This is a genomic window from Streptomyces sp. NBC_00328 (assembly GCF_036139655.1).
GTDB lineage: Bacteria > Actinomycetota > Actinomycetes > Streptomycetales > Streptomycetaceae > Streptomyces.
The window spans coordinates 9,255,069-9,271,058 of record NZ_CP108013.1 but is presented as its reverse complement, the minus strand read 5'-3'; the positions used below and the strand labels follow the sequence as shown (position 1 = coordinate 9,271,058).

The following is a 15,990-nucleotide window of genomic DNA, read 5'->3' as shown; positions in this document are numbered from 1 at the left end:
TATGACCAGTCAACTGTTCGCGATCTGCTTCAATGCCACCCGGCCGTCGGACCTGGCGCGGTTCTGGTCCGGTGTCCTGGGCTGGGAACGGGCCGACGGCCCGAACGACGACGTCGCGATCCTGCCCCGGGACACGGCCGGGTTCCGCATCCGTTTCCTGCCGAGCCAGGAACCGAGGACCGGCCGGAACCGGGCGCACTTCGACCTGACGAGCGCCGCCCCGGAGGATCAACGGGAGACGGTCGCCAGGGCCCTGGAACTCGGCGGCGAGCACATCGACGTGGGCCAGCTCCCGGAAGAGGGACATGTGGTGCTCGCCGATCCGGACGGCAACGAGTTCTGCGTCATCGAGGCAGGCAACAAGTTCCTCGCCGACACCGGAGTCATCGGAGCGCTGGCCTGCGACGGTACGCAGGAGGTCGGCTACTTCTGGAGCAAGGCGCTGGGATGGCCGCTGGTCTGGGACCAGGACCAGGAGACCGCGATCCAGTCGCCGAACGGCGGCACCAAGATCACCTGGGGCGGTCCCCCGGTGGCGCCGAAAACGGGAACGAACAGGCTGTATCTGGAGCTGGCACTCCCCGCCGACGCCGACCGGGAGGCCGAGGTGGAGCGCCTGGTCTCGCTCGGCGCGACGCGTACGTCCACCGGCGAGGACCGCAGCGACCGCGTCCTGCTGCTCGATCCCGACGGCAACGAGTTCTCCGTACAGAAGCATCCATAGCAGCGCAGCCCCCAGCGTCCGCATACGCCGACCCCCGCGAAGATCACTCGTTACGGACACCCGCCGGATATCCGCGGTGGACCGTCCGACCGGTGTCGCGCCGGCCCGCGCGCCTTGGCCGGCCGAGGACGACCCCGGCCAGGACCAGGACCAGGCCGCCCAGTTGCTGAAGGGTCAGCACCTCTTTCGCGACCACGGTGCCGAGCAGTACGCCGGTCACAGGATTGAGCAGACCGATCAGTCCGACGGTCCCGGTGGGCAGATGCCGCAGCCCGGTGAACCAGGCGGCGAAGGCCAGCGCGGTCGCGATCAGGGTGACGAAGCCGAACGCGAGGAGCGTCTGCCCGGAGAGTGCGGGCGGACGGCCTTCCACGGCCGCGGCGACCGGAAGCAGGAACAGACCTCCGGCGGTGAGCTGCCAGGCGGTCGAGGCGAGCACGTCGGCACCGGCGTTCCACCGTTTGGCCAGGATGTACCCGAAGGACGACACCAGCATCGCGGCGGCCGAGGCGAGGATTCCCGGGACGCTCACCGTCCCCACTCCGGAGAGCAGCATGAGGCAGACCCCGCCGAGTCCGATCGCGGCGCCGGTCAGGTGGGCGGGACGGGGCCGCTCGGACACCAGGGGCCAGGCGATGAGCATCATCGTCAGCGGCGCCACCGCCATCACGGTCGAGGCCACGCTCGTCGGAAGCAGCTGGGAAGCGGCGTAGACGAGAACGAAGAACACGCTCATGTTGAGCAGCCCGAGCACCGCGGACCGCCACCACCACGCGCCGCGCGGCAGCTGTCTGCACAGGGCGAGCAGGACAAGGCCTGCGGGCAGTGCCCGCAGGGCGGCCCCGTAGAGCGGCCGGTCGGCCGGCAGGAACTCGTGGGTCACAAAGTAGTTGGTGCCCCAGGCCACCGGCGCGACCGCGGTCAGGGCCACCCACCGCAAATTAGCTTCCATGGAAGCCACTATAGCTTCCCGGGAAGCTATAGTGGAGTCATGGAGCACGACGAATCTCTGGACCGCGTGGCCCGCATCCAGGCGGAGTGGCGCCGCGAGCGCCCCGACGTCGACACGAGCCCGCAAGGTGTGATCGGCCGATTGCACCGCCTGGCCGACCGGCTCAGCGAGGAACTGCGCCTCGTCTACGACCGCTACGGCCTGAGCGAGGGCGAGTTCGACGTCCTGTGCGCACTGCGCCGCGCCGGTGAACCCTACGAACGGGCCCCCGGCGAACTCGCCGCCCACACCATGGTCACCACCGGCGCGATGACGAAGAGGATCGACCGTCTGGAGCGGGCCGGGCTCGTCACCCGCCGCCGTTCCGACGACGACCAACGCGGCCGGATCGTCGCGCTCACCAGGCCCGGACGCGAACTGATCGACCGGGCGTTCACCGACCACATGCGCAACGAACGCCACCTGCTGGATCTGCTTCCGCCGGCCGAGGCCGCGTCACTGGAGACGCTGCTGGCCACCTGGCTCTCCCGCATGGAACATCCGCGCGCCACCGGCGAAGAGTGACCTGCGGCCCGGCACCGGCACGCCCCCTGCCCCGGAGCGCCCGGGCCGTCCGGTGAACGACGCCGACACCCCGTCCAACCGGGTACCGGCCGGCCCCGGGGGCGACAAGGCCCACGTCGGCGTGGCCGGTCCCCCGAAGCCGGTCGCCGAGCACCGGTAGGCTCGCGCGAACGGACCCGGAGCAGAGGTGGGCGAAGCGGTGACACGAGATCTGTACAACGTACGGACGCGGCCCGCGGAGGACGCGCCCGAACCGCTCTCCGCCGAGGAAGAGGCACGCTTCCGGGCCCTGCTGTTCACCGAGCTCGGCAACAGGATCGCCGACGGGGGATGGGCCCGGTTCCCCGCGTACACCCGGGAGGACCGCCGACGGCTGGTCGACATCGCGCACCGGCTCTCCGCCCACTGGGGACGGCAGGTGGGCGTCGAGGCGGAGGACGAGTGCCGCCTCAGGCTCTTCCTCGTCGGCGACGAGACGCCCGGCGCCGCACTGCCGGCCCGTTCCTGACCCGTCTCCACCGCGTCCACCCGAACAGGGCCCGGCCGGGCAGGTCCCGGCCGGGCCCTGGGTCGGCCGGGTATCTCTGGAGGTACCGGAAACACAGACCCTGACCTGGGGTAATTGAGCTCGGGGTACCTCAGCGGTACCCTGCCGTCATGGCAGCACTCAACGTGGAATTCTCCGACGCGGAGCTCGCGGACCTGCGGGCGATCGCTCAGGAGCAGAACATGCCGATGAAAGCCTTCGTGAGGGCGTCCACCGCCAACGCGATCGCCCACCACCGGGCGCTCCAGGAGGGCGCGGCGGTCTTCCAGAGCGTCTTCCACGATCCCGCGCTGGCCGATGCCATCGCCGCCGCGGGCATCGACGACGGTCCGGTGACCCGCACGACAGGCAGGGCTGCCTGAAACCCATGGCTCCCGTCGTACACATCGACGTGCGCTGGCTCCTGCGGCAGCACGAAGCGGCACTCCCCGACCAACCCCACATCAGCGACTTCTCCGCGCTGGTCGCGGCGGTGGCGCGGCACCGCGTGGATCCGCCTCGCCTGGGCATCGACCCCGACGCGTCATGGCGCGCGGCGGCGCTGCTGCACACGCTGCTCCTGCTGCGGCCGCTTCCCTCGCTGAACGTCCGCTTCGCGTGCGCCGTGGCCATCGCCTACATGCACGCCAGCGGCGAAGGACTCGACAGCCCGTACGGGGAACTCGTCGAGCTGTGCAAGGACCTCATAGCAGGCAAGAACGACGTGTTCGGCGCCGCCGACGTGATCCGGTCCCGGCGCATCTGACGAACGCGCGTATCCGACGGACTCGCGTATCCGACGGGCCGCAGGAGAGGAAGAGGAACGGGCGCCGGCACGCGGACGACGGGCTCATCGCTCCGGGCGCAGCCCTCCTGACTCCGACGCCCGCTGCAGGGCCGGCACGAACTCCGGTTTCGCCTGCAGGACAAGGATCGCCACGGTCCTGGCGTCGCGCCGCACCAGCTCGAACCGGTGGAAGGTGAGCAGGGGTGACAGGTTCGACACGTGCCTCAGTTCGGTGATCGTGTCCCACGGAATGGAGTGCTTCACCTGGCCGAACAGTCCGGTGACGGCGAGACCGCCGGTGTGGATGTGACACAGGCGCGCCCCGACCCGCACGGACACCCATCCCCACGCGGCCCGCAGCCCGACCAGGCCGAGGATCACGGCCACCGAGACCAGGCACTTGAAGAGCGCGCCGTGGGGTCTCTTGATGATCATGAATCCCAGCAGGATGAGACAGAAGAACACGACGAAGCGCCGGAACATCTGAAGAACGCCACCCATGGCGCCCGCTATCGGGTAACTCCCGCGTCTCTCACCGAGCTCCGTCTCACTCCCAGTACGCCGCACCGCTGTCCCCCAAGTCATCGGCCCCATCGAACGGATCAACTATCAAGGGCCCCTTGCGCGTTGACAAGGCCACGGCCGTGACGGGCGCCTTGACCCTCACGCGGCGTCATGCGGCATGGTCGGTGGCGTGGAGGAACACCTGACCGTGGGACGCGTGGCAGAGCTGGCCGGCGTGAGCGTCCGCACGCTGCATCACTACGACGAGATCGGCCTCGTACGGCCGTCCGCGCGGACCAGGGCCGGATACCGGGCCTACTCGGCCGGCGACGTGGAGCGGCTGCGGAGGGTCCTCGCCTACCGGCGGCTGGGCTTCGGACTACGTGAGATCGCGCGTCTGGTCGACGACCCGGCCACCGACGCGGTCGCGCACCTGCACCGGTTGCGCGGCCTGCTGCTGGAACAACGCGACCGCGCGGCGGCCATGGTGACGGCGGTAGACAGGGAACTGGAGGCACGGTCCATGGGGATCAGGACGACACCCGAGGAGCAACTGACCATGTTCGGAGCGAAGTTGTACGACGCCATCGGGTCCGCCTACCCGGCGACACGGCGGACCGAGCCACGGATCGCCGCGCGGGTCTGGGATGCGCTCGGGGACGCCCGCACGGTCCTGAACGTCGGCGCGGGCACCGGCTCCTACGAGCCCCCGGACCGCGACGTGACCGCGGTGGAACCGTCGGCCGTCATGCGGGCACAGCGTCCCGCGGGCGCGGCGCCGTGCGTGGCCGCCGCTGCGGAGAGCCTTCCGTTCGAGGACGGGGCCTTCGACGCGGCGATGGCCTTCAGCACCGTTCATCACTGGCAGGACCCGATCGCGGGCCTGCGCGAGATGCGGCGCGTGGCCCGGCGCGTGGTGGTGTTCACGTACGACGCCAGTGCCCCCGGCTGGCTTCAGAGGTTCTGGCTCACCCGCGACTACCTGCCTGAATTCGCCGGCCTTCTCGTCGACTGGCCTTCACTGGCCGACCTGACCCACGCGATCGGGGGTCGCGCGGAGCCGGTGCTTGTCCCGTGGGACTGCGCTGACGGCTTCTTCGAGGCCCACTGGCGCCGGCCCGAGGCGTACCTGGAGGAACATGTGCGCCGCGCGGTGTCGGTATGGACCAGGGTCGGGCCGGAGGCCGAACTGCGGGCGGTGAACCGGCTCCGCGACGATCTGTCCTCGGGCCGGTGGGCCGAGCGCAACCGCGACCTCGTCGCCCTCGACGCGGCGGAACTCGGACTCCGCCTGCTCGTGGCCTGAGAAACCCTCGGGGCCTGAAAAACCAAAGGGCAAGGAGAGCCCTCTCCTTGCCTCTCCCAACTTATAGCGCACTGGGGGGCTTGCCGCAAGGCCCTGGTCACGGCGCACAATCGTCGGTCTGTGCCCCGGCCCGCGGCGGTGCGGGGTGCGCGCCGCCCGATCGGCGGAGCGACCGGACGACGCGTCAGCGGGAAGGCAACCAGGGACGAGGACGTGCTCGACAAGAGGTTCGACAGAGTGGGAGGCGCCGGTGATCGGACATCGCGGTACGACGGAACACGGCCGCCTCGGAGGCATCGCAATGACTGAGCAGTACGTGCTGGATCTTCAAGAGGTCGATCGGACGCGGGTCGCGGTCGTCGGCGGCAAGGGCGCGCATCTGGGCGGGCTGTCGCGGATCGAAGGCGTCCGTGTACCGGCCGGCTTCTGTGTGACGACGGACGCCTTCCGGCGGATCATGGCGGAGGTGCCGTCGGTCGACGGCCTGATCGACGAGCTGTCGCACGTGAACCCGGACGACCGGGACGCGATCCGCACGCTCAGCGCGCGGATCCGCCGGACCGTCGAAGAGATCACCGTCCCGGACGATCTCGCGGCGGCGGTCACGCGCTCCCTCGCCCGGCTCGGCGAGGGAGCCGCCTACGCCGTCCGGTCCAGCGCGACGGCGGAGGACCTGCCGACGGCCTCCTTCGCCGGCCAGCAGGACACGTATCTGAACATCGTGGGGCCGACGGAGATCCTCCGGCACATCAGCCGCTGCTGGGCGTCGCTGTTCACCGAGCGGGCCGTGACCTACCGCCGGCGCAACGGCATCGACCACCGTACGGTCCACATGGCGGTCGTCGTACAGCGGATGGTCTTCCCGCACGCGGCCGGCATCCTGTTCACGGCCGACCCCGTCACCGGCAACCGGAAGGTGTCCACCGTGGACGCCGGCTTCGGTCTCGGCGAGGCCCTGGTCTCCGGACTGGTGAACCCCGACGTCTTCACCGTGCGGGACGACGAAATCGTCGCCAGGACGATCGCCGCCAAACAGCGTGCCGTTCAGGCCCTGCCGGCCGGTGGTACGCGGGAAGTGGCGATCGACGCAGGGCGGCAGGAGCAGCCGTCACTGACGGATGAACAGGTTCTGCGGCTCGTGCGGCTGGGCCGGCGGATCGAAGCGCATTTCGGGCGTCCTCAGGACATCGAGTGGTGCCTGGCCGACGACGGCTTCAGGATCGTACAGAGCCGTCCGATCACCACGCTGTTCCCCGTTCCCGAGGCCGGCGACCGGGAGAACCACGTCTACGTCTCCGTCGGCCATCAGCAGATGATGACCGACGCCATGAAGCCGCTGGGCTGCTCCATGTGGCAGCTGACGGCGATGGTGCCGATGCACGAGGCCGGCGGGAGACTGTTCGTCGACGTCGCCCGGCGCCTGGCCTCCCCCGCGAGCCGCGCCGCCCTCCTGGACGTCATGGGAAAGGGAGATCCGCTGGTCAGAAACGCTCTGGAGACCGTCCTCGACCGCGACGGCTTCGTCCCCTCGCTCCCGGACACGGGTCCCGGCGGGCCGCCGGCAAGCGGTGCGTCCACCCCGGCCGAGGCCGATCCCGCCATCGTCACCGAGCTGATCGAGCGCAGCCGGGCGTCCATCGCCGCCCTGGAGAGCGGCATCCGGACGAAGAGCGGACCGGCGCTGTTCGACTTCCTCCTGGAGGCGTTCGAGGAGCACAAGCGGGTCCTCGGTGATCCGCTGAACATGCGGGCGATCATGGCGGGGATGGAGGCCACCTGGTGGCTGAACGACAGGCTCGGGGAGTGGCTGGGCGAGAAGAACGCGGCCGACACGCTGACGCTGTCCGCTCCCGACAACATCACGTCGGAGATGGGCCTGGAGCTGCTCGACGTCGCGGACGTGATCCGCTCCCGACCGGAGGTGGTGGCGTTCCTCCAGGATGTCGAGGACGACGACTTCCTGGACGAACTGGCGAAGCTCGCGGGCGGGACAGAAGCCCGCGACGCCATCGAGGCCTACCTCGACCGCTACGGCATGCGCTGCGTCGGCGAGATCGACATCACGCGGCCACGGTGGCGTGAGCAGCCCAGCACCCTCGTGCCCGTGATCCTCGACAACGTCAGGAACTTCGAGCCGGGCGCCGCCGAACGACGCTTCGAGCAGGGGCGGTTGAGAGCGTGGGAGAAGGAACAGGACGTTCTGTCACGCTTGCGGGCCCTGCCGGACGGTGACCGCAGAGCCGACGAGACCAAGCGGATGATCGACCAGGTCAGGGCCTTCGCCGGGTACCGGGAGTACCCGAAGTACGGCATCGTCAGCCGCTCCTTCGTCTACAAGCGGGCCCTGCTGGAGGAGGCCGGGCGCCTCGCGCGGGCCGGCGTGCTTCACGAGAAGGAGGACGTCTTCTACCTCACGTTCCAGGAGTTCCACGACGTCGTACGCACGAACCGGGTGGACGACCGGCTCATCCAGCGGCGCAAGGACGCGTTCCGCTCGTACCAGGCGCTCACGCCGCCCCGGGTGCTCACCTCGGACGGTGAGGCCGTCACCGGGTCCTACCGGCGCGACGACGTGCCGGACGGCGCCCTGGTCGGGCTGCCCGTTTCCGCCGGGACGATCGAGGGAAGGGCCCGCGTCATCCTCGACATGGCGGACGCCGATCTCGAACCGGGCGACATCCTGGTCACGCCGTTCACGGACCCCAGTTGGTCCCCGCTGTTCGTCGCGGTGGCGGGCCTGGTGACGGAGGTGGGCGGTCTGATGACGCACGGCGCGGTGATCGCCCGGGAGTACGGCCTGCCGGCCGTCGTGGGCGTGGAGCGGGCCACCCGGCTGATCCGGGACGGGCAGCGGATCCGTGTGCACGGCACCGACGGGTACGTCGAGATCCTGTCCTGACCGAGCGAGCCGACCGAACCGACCGAGTCGGCCGCAGTCCCGTCCGCGGCTGCGGCCCACTCCGTCGGTGCTCGGCGGTCCACGCGGTCGTGAAGTCGCCCGTCCCGGACACCGCGGTCGGTACGGTGCGATCATGTCCGCTTTCCTTCAGCAACTCCCCGCGCTCGTAGGCGTCGTGATCGGCGCCCTGGGTTCGTATCTGGCTCTCGTCCGCAGCGACCGCGAGCGCTTCAAACGGGATCGGGCGGAGCGGTGGGAAGAACGGCGCCTCGCCGTGTACTCCGAGTACGCGCGGTCGCTGAAGAAGTCGGTGACCCTCACCTACCGTGTCGCCGCCCACATAGGCAACGACCCGCATCCGCACCCGTTGCCCCTGGCCGAGGCCGAACCGCTCATGGCCCGGGCCACCGACGACCGCGATCCTCCAGGGGAGGCCCTGCTCATGCTGGGCAGCCGCGAGGTGGTGGACCGGGCCCGGGTATGGGTGACGGTGGTGATGGAGATGGAGGGCTTCCAACGCGCGGGCACCCGCGATCCAGGGGCATGGCAAGCACTCCTGGAACGCCAGCGCCTGGGCCGCGAAGGTTTCTACGCGGCCGTACGCGAAGACCTCCAACTGCCTCCCGGACACCCGGGCCGATGGCTGACGACCCCGGAGACGTGACACAGACATGAGACCCGGGCCGCGCTCGGCCCAGGTCTCGGCCCGCCTCAGCCGGCCGTCGGCAGGAAGAGCAGACTGTGCACATGCAGCTCCCCGCCGAAGCCGTTGCGTCCACCGCGCTGATCGAGGTCGTGAGGATCTCCGCCCTGCCGGCCCAGGCCCTCCTGCACCTCTTCCGCGCGGCCACGCCGGTGATGGCCCAACCTCGCTCCTGAAGAGGTCGTAGAAGCGGTGGAGCTGTCTGTTGTCAGCTCGCGCCCGTCCATGCGTCCGGGCGGGGCACCAGCACGTCGGAGACCACCTCGCGGGACAAGGTCATGACATCGACCACGAATCGCAGGCGCCCGATGCCGAGTCGGCGCAGTGCCGGGCCGTGGTCGGCGGCGACGACGAGAGAGACCGCGAGCAGAAGAAGACGCCACAGGGCCATCACCGGGCGGCGCGTCGCGTGGGGCAGCTCCGCCAGGGAGGCGTGCAGTCGCTCGCAGTGGAAGGGGACATGGCGCTGCTCGTCGGACAGGATCCGTCCCGCCACCTCCGTGGTGAGCGAGTCGTCGGTGCCATCGCGCAAGGCCCGGTAGTAACGCAGCGCCACCACTTCCGCGATCATCAGCACCAGCAGTTCCATGCGCAGGCCCATGAGACGCCGCAGCCGTACGAAGGCCGCGTCGCTCCAGTGCCCGGTCAACGTCGGTATACCCCCCGCGGTCAGCAGACGGGCAAGCAGACGGGCATGGTTCTGTTCCTCGGCGACGAAGAGCCGGACCGCCTGCGCGTAGTCGGCGTCGCCGGCCTGATCCGCTTTGCCGACGAGGTTGGCGCCGTCACCGTCCTCGCCGACCTGGAAGCGCTGGATGCCGGCCCACACCGCCGGATGCAGCGTCGCGCTTCGCCCCCAGTCCGGATCACCCTGGGCGCGCCTGCGCTCGCGCTCGTCCTCGAACCGCCTTGTCCACTTGGCGAAGTCGCCCCTGTGCACCCGGTCTCCCCTCCCCGGGGCACAGCCGCCGTGCCCCGAAGAGGGACGACGCAGGCGGACACCGAACCGTTCCGCTTCTTGCCTTCGCCTGCCGGCTTCCGTCAGGGCGTCAGGGCGTCAGGGCGTCAGGGCGTCAGGGCGTCAGGGCCACCGAAATGGCCTTGTCGGTGAAACGCGAGACTAGGGCCTTGAGGAAACGTCCTTCCGCAACGATGCGATGAGTCGGTCGAGGTCCCCGCGCGCCGTGTACGTACGAATCGGGTCGATGTAGTCGCGTGATTCGATGATCTGGCCGTCCCGGACACGCATGACGAAGACGCAGGGCACCTTGGCCGTGGAGTCGTCCGGCAACGTGAACTCGTAGGCGAACTCGGCGACGATCACTTCAGGATCGGCGGTCTCGTGAACGACGACCTCGACGACCCGCCTCTTCGGCAAGGACTCCCGGGCTTCCGGCGGCACCGTGAAGTGCTCCTGGAGCGCACGCCGACTCGTCAACGGCTCCGACTCCTGCGCCGCCATCGGATGCCGGACATCGGTGACCTCGCCATACAGGTCGGGCAACTCGTCGAAGTTCCCGTCGGCAACCCCATGAACAAGCTGGAGAAACACCTCGCGCGGACTCGGACTCACAAGACCTCCCCTAAGTAGTGCGCACAGGTGACCAGTGATCATTATCGCCTGATCCAGGCCGGTCTTGCGGACTGTTTCGACCAGCAGCACCCCACCCGCTGACGCACGTGCATGATGACGCAGAGCCGCTGATCACCGGCACGGTCGATATCCCGCCGCTCGACCGCGAAGCGCTGGTCGAGGCGCTGCGCGCCGACCAGGCGGGCCGGACGGCGTTCCCCGAGTTCGTCCAGGGCTGCTGGAAGGCGGGAGTCGTCCGGTACGACGTCGACCTGGCGGCACGCACCTGCACGTACTACGGCGCCGACGGTGACTCCTACGTCGAGTCGTACGCGGCGGTCGAGATCTGAACCGGGCCGAACACCGCCATCCTGTACGGGAGTTGGCGAGCAGACTGGGCACAGGCTCGGTCGACGACGCCATTCCCTCACGGACAACCGCGACATCGCCGACGGGACCGCCGAGCCCGTCCGGCGAGCCCATCCACCGAACCACCGTCACACTCGTCCGGTAGCCCCTTCACCCGCATCCGCCACCCCGCGGACCGGCCGACCACCGGCCGACCCGCTGCCCGCCGCCACGACCACCGTGGCGAAACCGACGCCCGGCGCCCTGCGCCCGCTCAAGGAGGAGAACGTTGGCTCCCACCGATGCCACCTACGCGATCACCGGAGCCTCCGGCCGCCTGGGCGGGCGTATCGCGCGCAGGCTGGCCGCCGCCGGAATCGCGCAGACCCTCCTGGCCCGCACCCCCGCCCGCGCTCCGCAACTGACCGGCGCGATCGCGGTGTCCGGCGCGTACGACGACCGCGAAGCCCTCCTGCGCGCCCTGCGCGGCACCGACCGCGTCCTGATGGTCTCGGCCTCGGAGTCCCCCGACCGGCTCCGGGACCACCGCACCTTCATCGATGCCGCGGCACAGGCCGGTGTCGCTCACCTCGTCTACATCTCCTTCTACGGGGCCGCACCCGACGCGACCTTCACCCTGGCCCGGGACCACTGGCACACCGAACAGCACATCCGTGCCGCCGGCATCCCCTTCACCTTCCTGCGTGACAACCTCTACGCCGACTTCATGCCCGCTCTCGTGGGCGCCGACGGCGTCATCCGCGGGCCGGCCGGTGACGGCAGAGCGGCATTGGTCGCCCAGGACGACATCGCCGACGCCGCGGTGGCGGTACTGCTCGATCCGTATCCGCACACCGGCCGCACGTACGAGCTCACAGGACCGCAGTCCCTCACCCTCACCGAAGTGGCCCGGATCCTCACCGCCGTCAGCGGCCCACCGGTTTCCTACGTCCCGGAGACGACCGAGGAGGCGTACGCCTCCCGCGCGCGATACGGGGCGCCTGACTGGCAGCTCGACGCATGGGTGTCCACGTACGCGGCGATCGCCGACGGGTCTCTCGCCACCGTGACCACCGCCGTCGAGGACCTCACCGGACACCGGGCGACTTCACTGGACGAGGTTCTGCGGGCAGGGACCGAAGGGCGGCCCTCTTCTCCGTGAGGACGGCGGATGCCGCTCGCGCCGCCCCCGCGCGGGGGCGGCGCGAGGTGACGCCTGTCCAGCCCTGCGACGGCAAGGCGATCGATCCGCCGCGATCAGCGGGTCACCCAGCCCGGGGTCCAGGTCCCGGCCGTGTCGTGACCGGCCGCCGCGGCGGCGAGGTAGGCGCGGAGCGTGGCCAGCGCCGGGCTCGGATTGTCCCGGTGCCACAGAAGCGAGTGCGGGTACACGGGGGTCGGATCGGTCACCGGGATCAGCCGCAGACCGCGCTCGTCGCGCCAGACGTTGGGGGCACCTCCCTGCGACAGCCTCGGGAGGGTCCGCTCACCCATGAACGTGGCGAGCGCCGGGGTGTCGGCGACGGTGTCGAGGAGCGCGTCGGAGCCGAAGTTCGGGCCGGTCGCCTCGATGGTGAGTCCGAACTCGGCGGCGAGGTCGTCGTAGTACGCGGCCCACTCGGTCCCGGGCACGATGCCCGGCATCCAGATCCGGTGACCGACGAGCTCGGCGACGGTCACCGACCGGGCTTCCGCCAGCGCGTGGGCGGCGCCGGTGAGGAGCTGGAGCGGCTCGTCGAGCACCCGTACGGCCTCGATGTCCTCGGGCAGGGGCCGGCCCGGCACGGCGACCGCACGGAAGGTCACGTCGATCGCACCGGACCGGACGGCGGCGACGGCCGTCTCGATGTCGAACAGCATCACCACGTCGAGGTCGACCTCGGGGTACGTACGGTGGAAGCCGCGCATCAGGCCCGACGCCGCGCCGCGCGAGGCGATGATGTCGACGCGCAACGGGCGGCGGCCGGTGCGCACGGACGCGACCGCGCGTTCGGACACGCGCAGCAGCTCACGCGCGTGGGGCAGGAATGCCTGGCCGTCGATGGTGAGCTCGGCGCCTCGCGGTGTACGGGTGAACAGCCGCACGCCGAGGGTGCGCTCCAGCACCGCGACGCGTTTGGAGACGGCCTGCTGGGTGACCGCCAGCTCGGCGGCGGCCTCCTGGAACTGCCCCGCGTCGGCGACGGCGACGAACGTCCGGACAGCGTCGAGGTCCACATGGCCACCCTAGCGCCACAACCGATGGTTGTGGCGCGCGCTCATGCGGTTGTTTGATCCCCGGCCGCGGTGCTCGCTTTGATGGCTTCGGACGCGGATAGGCCGTGCGGGACGAGGGGCGAGGTGCGAGGGGTGTCGGGCATGAGGAGCGGGTACCGGCTGGGGCGGCGGTTCGGGTGGCTCTGGGGGGCGTACGGGGCGAGCGCGCTCGGCACCTGGCTCGCCTTCGGCTCGTTCGAGCTGATCGCCATCCGGGTGCTGCACTCCGGACCGGCCGAGGTCGCCGTGCTCTCCTCCGTGGGGGCCGCGGTGGGCGCCGCCGTGGCGGTGCCGCTGGGCCCGTGGGTGGAGTTCCGCCGCAAGCGGCCGGTGCTCGTGGCGATGGACCTGGTGCGGTTCGCCGCGCTGCTGACGATCCCCGCCGCCTTCGCGCTCGGTGCGCTCACCTTCGTTCAGCTCCTGCTCGTCTCGGTGGTCGTCGCGGCGGCCGACATCACCTTCCGCGCCGCCTCCGGCGCGTATCTGAAGACGCTCGTGCCGGCCGAGCACCTGCTCGTCGCGGGCGCCCGGTTCGAGTCGACGGCCTGGACCACCACGATCATCGGACCGCCGCTGGGCGGCGCGGCGATCGGGCTTCTGGGTCCGGTGGCGACGGTGGTGGCGGACGGGGTCAGCTATCTGCTCTCCGCCCTGGGTATCCGCGCGACGGGTGGGCACGAACCGCCGCCCGAACGCCGGGAGGCCGCGCGCATGCGGGCCTCGGACCTGCTCGACGGCTGGCGGTACATCCTCGCCGACCGCACCCTGCGTCCGCTGTTCTTCAACACAGCCGTGTTCAACGGCCTGGTGATGGCCGCCCAGCCGCTGCTGGCCGTCCTGATGCTCGGCAGACTCGGGTTCACGCCGTGGCAGTACGGCCTGGCCTTCGCCGCGCCCTCGATCGGCGGGCTGCTCGGTTCACGGCTGGCCCGACCCCTGGTCACCCGGTTCGGGCAGCATCGGGTCCTGGTCGGGTCCGGGGCGCTGCGCGCTCTCTGGCCGCTCGGCCTCGCCTTCCTGGGGCCGGGCACCGGAGGGCTGCTGCTGGTGATGGGCGTCGAGCTCGGGCTCATCTTCTGCTGCGGGGTCTTCAACCCCGTCTGTTCCACCTACCGTCTCGAACGCACCGCGAACGACCGGGTCGCCCGCACGCTGACGGCCTGGGCGGTGACGACCAAGGGCTCGACCGCACTCCTGACGGCACTGTGGGGCGTACTGGGTGCCCTGCTCGGCCCGCGTACGGCCATCGCCCTGGCCGGCGTGCTCCTGCTGGCGACCCCGCTGCTCCTCCCCCGGCACACCCAAGCGAACCCCACGACCACGGAGGCTGCACCGGGGCACGTCTGAGGCGGGTGTCGGCTCAGCCACGCCCCTTGATGTAACGGCCGATGCAGCTGTTGGTGGTCGTGCGGCCGCGTTCAGCGCAGAACGCGAGGGCCGCGCGGTTGTCGGCGAACGGACCGGGCGCGTAGATCACCCAGTAGCCGGGGCGCAGGGGCGCGTAGTCGTCGCTGCGCAGCACGAGCGCTTCCGGCACAGAGAGACGAATGTCCGCGAGATGCCGGTCGCGGGCCACGGTACCCGAGGAGACGGGTTCGGAGGACAGCTGGGCGATCCAGCGACCGGATCCCGCCGGAGCGGGCGACGACTCGGAACGGGCGGGGGCGGACACCACCGCATCACTACGGGCGGGACTGGACACCACCGGATCACTGGGCGCGGCGGCGGGACTCGCACTCCGCTGCGGCGGCGAACTCCGAGCTGTGGTGGCGGGTACGGCGGATGTGCTCGGCGCGGCACCTCCTGCCCGGGCGGACGGCTTGTCGTCGCCGAACGGGGCCAGGGTGAGAACCAGTGCGGTGACCACGATGACGGTCAGGGTGAGCGCAACAGCGAGGACGGCTCCGCGGTGCCGGTGCGGATGTCCAGGGACCGGGGAATCCGGCCGGGTGGGCGGTGCCAGGAAGGACGGTGCCGGGACGGGCGGGGCCGGGATCGACGCCGCCGTCAGCGTCGGCGGGTCCCACCGTGGTGAGGCGCCCGACTCGACCTGGGCCAGCAGCGCGTCCAGTCGCACGCCGTCGGGGCGGGCGGCCGGGTCGCGTACGAGGAGGGACTGCAGGACCTCGGAGAGGAGGCCGGAGCGCACGGGCGGTGGAACCGGGTCGTCGAGGACAGCGGCCAGGGTGGCGAGTGTGGTCACACGGCGGAGCGGGCTCACACCCTCCACGCACACGTACAAGAGCAGTCCGAGGGACCACAGGTCGGAGGCCGGATCGTCGCCGTGACCGCGAATGCGCTCAGGGGCGATGTACTCGGGAGAGCCGACGAGTTCGCCGGTGACCGTGAGTGCGGTCGCGCCCTGGAGAGCGGCGATACCGAAGTCCGTGAGCACGGCCTGGCCGTCGGGACGGAGCAGGACGTTGGCCGGCTTGACGTCCCGGTGCTGAATACCTGCCGCGTGGGCGACTCGCAGGGCGGCGAGCACCTGCCGGCCGATGCGCGCGGCCTCCGCCGGGCTCAACACTCCTTCGGACAAGCGTTGTTGTAATGACTGGCCGGGCACCAGCTCCATCACGATCCACGGGTGGGTGGGTGTGTCGACGATCTGGTGGACGGTCACCACGTGCGGATCGTTGAGCCGTGCCAGGGCCCTCGCCTCGCGCATGACCCGTTCGCGGACTGCCTGGGACGCCTCCGCCTCGGGGTGTACGGCTTTGAGGGCGACGTCCCGGTCCAGCACGGTGTCGCGAGCCCGCCACACCGTGCCCATACCCCCGCTGCCCAGCCGATCGATCAACTCGAAGCGTCCGTCGATCATGTCCCCCGGTGCGTTCATACGCGTCAG

The 15,990-nt window shown here is 70.6% G+C and carries 18 protein-coding genes; 12 read left to right on the top strand and 6 right to left on the bottom strand.

Going from position 1 to position 15,990, the window contains the following annotated elements:
• Window position 1: 1 nt before the first annotated feature.
• Window positions 2-724 (top strand): VOC family protein, encoded by a 723-nt coding sequence (locus tag OG485_RS40770; RefSeq protein ID WP_328673894.1) that lies wholly within the window; start codon window positions 2-4, stop codon window positions 722-724.
• Window positions 725-767: 43 nt separating this feature from the next.
• On the opposite strand, the gene OG485_RS40765 is transcribed toward OG485_RS40770, so the two are convergent.
• Window positions 768-1,676: an EamA family transporter gene (locus tag OG485_RS40765; RefSeq protein ID WP_328673893.1), complete on the bottom strand. Its 909-nt coding sequence runs from the start codon at window positions 1,674-1,676 to the stop codon at window positions 768-770.
• Window positions 1,677-1,715: 39 nt separating this feature from the next.
• Here OG485_RS40765 and OG485_RS40760 point away from each other — a divergent pair, with 39 nt between their 5' ends.
• The 4 genes from OG485_RS40760 (at window position 1,716) to OG485_RS40745 (ending at window position 3,532) form a co-directional block, all read left to right on the top strand.
• Entirely contained in the window at window positions 1,716-2,240 is a 525-nt protein-coding gene (locus OG485_RS40760) for a MarR family winged helix-turn-helix transcriptional regulator (protein ID WP_328673892.1), read from the top strand.
• Window positions 2,241-2,439: 199 nt separating this feature from the next.
• The gene (locus OG485_RS40755) at window positions 2,440-2,748 is read left to right on the top strand and encodes a hypothetical protein (RefSeq protein WP_328673891.1); all 309 of its coding nucleotides are present in this window, start codon (window positions 2,440-2,442) and stop codon (window positions 2,746-2,748) included.
• Window positions 2,749-2,897: 149 nt separating this feature from the next.
• Window positions 2,898-3,149, top strand: a complete 252-nt coding sequence (locus OG485_RS40750; protein ID WP_328444324.1) for a hypothetical protein — start codon at window positions 2,898-2,900, stop codon at window positions 3,147-3,149.
• A 5-nt stretch (window positions 3,150-3,154) separates the two neighbouring features.
• Window positions 3,155-3,532: a toxin Doc gene (locus OG485_RS40745; RefSeq protein ID WP_328673890.1), complete on the top strand. Its 378-nt coding sequence runs from the start codon at window positions 3,155-3,157 to the stop codon at window positions 3,530-3,532.
• A gap of 84 nt (window positions 3,533-3,616) precedes the next feature.
• Here the strand turns inward: OG485_RS40745 and OG485_RS40740 are convergent, their stop codons facing one another.
• A complete protein-coding gene (locus OG485_RS40740) occupies window positions 3,617-4,054 on the bottom strand; it encodes a hypothetical protein (protein WP_328673889.1) in 438 nt (145 codons plus the stop codon).
• Between the two features lie 181 nt (window positions 4,055-4,235).
• On the opposite strand from OG485_RS40740, the gene OG485_RS40735 reads away from it, so the two are divergent.
• The 4 genes from OG485_RS40735 (at window position 4,236) to OG485_RS40720 (ending at window position 9,141) form a co-directional block, all read left to right on the top strand.
• The gene (locus OG485_RS40735; protein ID WP_328673888.1) at window positions 4,236-5,363 is read left to right on the top strand and encodes a MerR family transcriptional regulator; all 1,128 of its coding nucleotides are present in this window, start codon (window positions 4,236-4,238) and stop codon (window positions 5,361-5,363) included.
• 301 nt (window positions 5,364-5,664) lie between these two features.
• On the top strand, window positions 5,665-8,262 hold the full coding sequence (gene rph, locus OG485_RS40730) for a rifamycin-inactivating phosphotransferase (protein ID WP_328673887.1): 2,598 nt from the start codon (window positions 5,665-5,667) through the stop codon (window positions 8,260-8,262).
• A gap of 133 nt (window positions 8,263-8,395) precedes the next feature.
• On the top strand, window positions 8,396-8,926 hold the full coding sequence (locus OG485_RS40725) for a hypothetical protein (protein ID WP_328673886.1): 531 nt from the start codon (window positions 8,396-8,398) through the stop codon (window positions 8,924-8,926).
• An 83-nt stretch (window positions 8,927-9,009) separates the two neighbouring features.
• Window positions 9,010-9,141, top strand: a complete 132-nt coding sequence (locus OG485_RS40720; protein ID WP_328673885.1) for a hypothetical protein — start codon at window positions 9,010-9,012, stop codon at window positions 9,139-9,141.
• A 32-nt stretch (window positions 9,142-9,173) separates the two neighbouring features.
• Here the strand turns inward: OG485_RS40720 and OG485_RS40715 are convergent, their stop codons facing one another.
• The gene (locus tag OG485_RS40715; RefSeq protein ID WP_328673884.1) at window positions 9,174-9,905 is read right to left on the bottom strand and encodes a ferritin-like domain-containing protein; all 732 of its coding nucleotides are present in this window, start codon (window positions 9,903-9,905) and stop codon (window positions 9,174-9,176) included.
• Window positions 9,906-10,085: 180 nt separating this feature from the next.
• Window positions 10,086-10,628, bottom strand: a complete 543-nt coding sequence (locus OG485_RS40710) for a nuclear transport factor 2 family protein (protein ID WP_328673883.1) — start codon at window positions 10,626-10,628, stop codon at window positions 10,086-10,088.
• A gap of 17 nt (window positions 10,629-10,645) precedes the next feature.
• Between OG485_RS40710 and OG485_RS40705 the strand changes: the two genes are divergently transcribed.
• Both OG485_RS40705 and OG485_RS40700 read left to right on the top strand, forming a co-directional pair.
• Window positions 10,646-10,888, top strand: a complete 243-nt coding sequence (locus OG485_RS40705; protein WP_328673881.1) for a DUF1398 family protein — start codon at window positions 10,646-10,648, stop codon at window positions 10,886-10,888.
• A 287-nt stretch (window positions 10,889-11,175) separates the two neighbouring features.
• Window positions 11,176-12,048, top strand: coding sequence for an SDR family oxidoreductase (locus OG485_RS40700; RefSeq protein ID WP_328673879.1), 873 nt, complete (start codon window positions 11,176-11,178; stop codon window positions 12,046-12,048).
• A gap of 95 nt (window positions 12,049-12,143) precedes the next feature.
• Here the strand turns inward: OG485_RS40700 and OG485_RS40695 are convergent, their stop codons facing one another.
• Entirely contained in the window at window positions 12,144-13,103 is a 960-nt protein-coding gene (locus OG485_RS40695) for a LysR family transcriptional regulator (RefSeq protein ID WP_328673877.1), read from the bottom strand.
• Window positions 13,104-13,244: 141 nt separating this feature from the next.
• Here OG485_RS40695 and OG485_RS40690 point away from each other — a divergent pair, with 141 nt between their 5' ends.
• A complete protein-coding gene (locus OG485_RS40690; RefSeq protein ID WP_328673875.1) occupies window positions 13,245-14,489 on the top strand; it encodes an MFS transporter in 1,245 nt (414 codons plus the stop codon).
• Between the two features lie 13 nt (window positions 14,490-14,502).
• On the opposite strand, the gene OG485_RS40685 is transcribed toward OG485_RS40690, so the two are convergent.
• Complete coding sequence (locus OG485_RS40685) at window positions 14,503-15,981, bottom strand: serine/threonine-protein kinase (protein WP_328673874.1); 1,479 nt, start codon at window positions 15,979-15,981, stop codon at window positions 14,503-14,505.
• Window positions 15,982-15,990 lie beyond the last annotated feature (9 nt).